Raw genomic sequence first — 1,223 nt, 5'->3', positions numbered from 1 at the left:
CAGATCAATTCACTGTCATCCATGGATGCGACAAGGCTTTCGCCGCCTCCCGCTTCTTCTGCAGCGCCGATGTATTCTTCCACCTCTGCCCCTTTGTTGATCAAGCGAAGCAGCTTATTTCCTTCACTTGTGTCCCCAAACAAAACAGCACCGGCCATTTTTCCGTCACGGATTAAGACTTTTTTGTACACGCCTTTCCAGTCGTCAAACATTTTAATGGTTTTCGTTTCCTCGTCTTCGACAATCTCACCGACCGAGAATACGTCTACACCGGATACTTTCAGCTGCGTAGACAAGACGGAGCCTGCATAGCCGGCAGCCGGCTTCCCGCAGATGTGCGCCGCCATTGCTTTGCCCTGCTCATAAAGTGGAGCCACAAGGCCGTAGACGACTTCACGGTGCTCGGCACACTCCCCAACCGCGTACACATCTGGAATATTGGTTTCCATGTAGTCGTTGACGAGAATGCCCCGGTTTACGGCAATGCCGCTCTCTTTCGCCAATGAGGTATTCGGGCGGATCCCGACTGCCATGACCACAAGATCGGTTTCAATTTCTTCTCCATCGTTGAAACGGATGCCTTCTACTCTATCTTTACCTAAAATCTCGGCTGTCTGCTTCTGCATAAGGAAGTTCATGCCTTGCTTTTCCAGCTCTTTTTGAAGCATTTTGCCGGCTGTTTCATCGAGCTGGCGCTCCATTAAAAAGTCGGCCAGATGAATGACGTTTACTTCCATGCCTAGATTTAAAAGCCCGCGTGCGGCTTCGAGTCCAAGAAGACCTCCTCCAATAACGGAAGCTTTTTTGAATTCTTTGGACGCATCGATCATTTTTTCACAGTCTTTAATATCACGGAATGCGGTTACGCCTTTTTTCTCATGCCCCGGCACCGGAATAATAAAAGGAACCGAGCCTGTCGCAATAATAAGTTTGTCATATTGGACTGTCCGCTCTTTTGTGGTATGAATACATTTTGCTTCTGTATCAATCCGCGTTACCCCTTCACCTGGATAAAGCTGAATATTTTGTTCTTCGTACCAGTTCCAGTCGTTTAGCGTAATGTCAGCGATCGTTGTATCTCCTTGAAGGACCTTTGACAATTGAATGCGGTTATAGTTCGGATAGGGCTCTTCACCAAAAATAGTAATATGAAACCGATCCGGGTTAATTTTTAATATTTCTTCAATAGACCGGACACCGGCCATCCCATTTCCGATTAGTAC

The 1,223-nt window shown here is 47.3% G+C and carries 1 protein-coding gene; it reads right to left on the bottom strand.

Annotated features, from left to right (window positions below; translation table 11 throughout):
• Positions 1-1,223 (bottom strand): FAD-dependent oxidoreductase (locus tag RG959_RS23775; protein ID WP_342799270.1); only part of this gene is annotated, 1,223 nt, incomplete at both ends.

The organism is Domibacillus sp. 8LH, from assembly GCF_038806185.1.
GTDB lineage: Bacteria > Bacillota > Bacilli > Bacillales > Domibacillaceae > Domibacillus > Domibacillus indicus_A.
The sequence above is the reverse complement of the archived record's forward strand: the minus strand, read 5'-3'. Positions and strand labels throughout refer to the sequence as shown.